At 72.1% G+C, this 1,357-nt stretch carries 2 protein-coding genes; both read right to left on the bottom strand.

Translation table 11 applies throughout. The features are described 5' to 3' along the window. A partial coding sequence (locus tag ITP53_RS55340; protein WP_195903487.1) for a HEAT repeat domain-containing protein occupies positions 1-545 on the bottom strand: 545 nt, incomplete at its 3' end. After that, positions 542-1,357, bottom strand: an 816-nt coding sequence (locus ITP53_RS55335; protein ID WP_195903486.1) for a protein-arginine deiminase family protein, incomplete at its 5' end; no start/stop codon positions are given. The genes ITP53_RS55340 and ITP53_RS55335, both read right to left, overlap by 4 nt.

The raw sequence follows: 1,357 nt of genomic DNA, 5'->3' as shown, positions 1-1,357 counted from the left end.
GGGGTGGAGGGGGGCGGCTGCCACAGATAGGTCAGGGCGCGGACCGCGCTCGCCCGCAAGGTCGCGTCCTGCTCGTCCCGCACCACGTGGAAGAGCCGATCGGTGGCCCGGGGGTCGCCGAGCCGGCCGAGGCAGAGGGCGGCGGTGCCGCGCAGGACCGGACTCTCCTCGCCGTCCGTCAGCCGTGCCTTGGCCAGGTCGTGGACAGCCGTGTCGCCGGGCCCGCCGAGCTCACCGAGCGCGGCCAGGAGGAGCATGCGGCGTTCGGTCTCGCGGGTCTCGCCGAAGAGCCCGATCAGCGGGCCGATGGCCTCGCGCGCCCTCAGCTCGGTGAGCGCCTGCAGGACGATCTGCCAGTGGGTCGGCGTGCCGAACCCCTCCGTCTTCGTGAGAACCTCGATCAGCCCCGGCACGGCGGCCGGTCCGAGCGAGGCCAGCGCCTGGGCGACGCGGCCGGGGGCCAGGGTGAGTCCGGTGTCCTCGCCGTCGTCGCGCAGGATGCGGGCGATCCTGCCGGTCAGGTCGCGGTGCTCGTCGCCGCTCATGGTCCCGTCCTTCCGAGGTCCGGGGGTGTCCGCTTGACGTTGGTGGCGCAGTGCATCGTGCCCTGGAACACGTGGTACGGGGTCCAGGTGTCGACGAAGTGTGTACGCAGGCCAAGAGAGCTCAGAACGCTCACCACGTACGCCTCGAGCACGTCGACCTTGTCGCCAGGGATCCGGACCGGCGTCCATCTGTCGGGAACCCTCGCCCCCTCGAACGTGTCGGCCGGGTTCGCGACCACGAGGGTCCCCTGGTCCACGCCGAACGCCTTCGACAGGTTCGCCACGGTGGCGGGCGCCACCGCCCAGTGGCGGTGCTCGGCCAGCGTCTTCAGCACGCCGTCGTCCAGGGCGGGCACGCGCATCCGGTCGAGCAGCTCGGGCACGCGCTCACGGCTCATGCGCGGGCCCATCGGGCGGGGGACGATGACGTGGTGGCCGGTGACGAGTGAGTTCACCATGTTCGGGGTGAGCGGGCTGACGCGGTGGACGACGCCGCGTACGATCTTGCCGAGCAGGCCGGGCACCAGGACCAGCGGCTTCTGGAACAGGACGGGGATCCGGTGGATCTGGCCGTCACGCAGGGCGAGCCCGTCCTCCAGCCGCTGCTCCAGCGGCGTCAACCGGCTGAGCTGCAGGTCGCGGTTGAGGTCGCCGTGCATGGCCAGCGCGTCCGCGACGCTCATCGACGCGTCTCCGCTGTGGGGTCCCACGAACTGCCCCCTGAACATGCCGGTGAGCTCGGGGTCGATGGCGAGCGCGGTCTCCAGGAGGTCGACGGCCAGCCGCGGGGAGGCCACCAGCACGTGGAAGTC

Source organism: Nonomuraea cypriaca, assembly GCF_015645445.1.
GTDB classification, from domain to species: Bacteria; Actinomycetota; Actinomycetes; order Streptosporangiales; family Streptosporangiaceae; genus Nonomuraea; species Nonomuraea cypriaca.
This window is presented reverse-complemented; position numbering and strand designations above follow the sequence as displayed.